This window comes from Haladaptatus sp. AB618, from assembly GCF_024136965.1.
Lineage (GTDB): Archaea > Halobacteriota > Halobacteria > Halobacteriales > Haladaptataceae > Haladaptatus.
Genome location: NZ_JAMYJX010000039.1, coordinates 1 through 276, shown reverse-complemented (window position 1 = coordinate 276; position 276 = coordinate 1). Strand labels below are relative to the sequence as shown.

Here is a 276-nt window from a genome sequence, read left to right as displayed (position 1 = left end):
TGAGCGACAGGGCGATACCCATGATCATGATCATCGGCACGATAAGCTGATACAGCGCGCTCGTGCCAACGAGCGCCCCCGCTTGCTTGTACGCGTTGTTCAAATCGACGCCCCAGTTGGGCACCGACGTGGGCAGGATGCCCAAATAGGCCAAGCCGACGGAGGTAAAGACGACGTAGCGAGCGGCGTTGGCGAAGTTGACCAACACGAACGGCATCAGGTTCGGGATGACGTCCTTGAACAGGATGCGCGGCGTGCTCATCCCCATCGTCCGCG

1 protein-coding gene is annotated in these 276 nt (G+C 60.5%); it reads right to left on the bottom strand.

Going from position 1 to position 276, the window contains the following annotated elements:
- Positions 1 to 276 (bottom strand): ABC transporter permease subunit (locus NKF26_RS24575; RefSeq protein WP_253235037.1); only part of this gene is annotated, 276 nt, incomplete at both ends.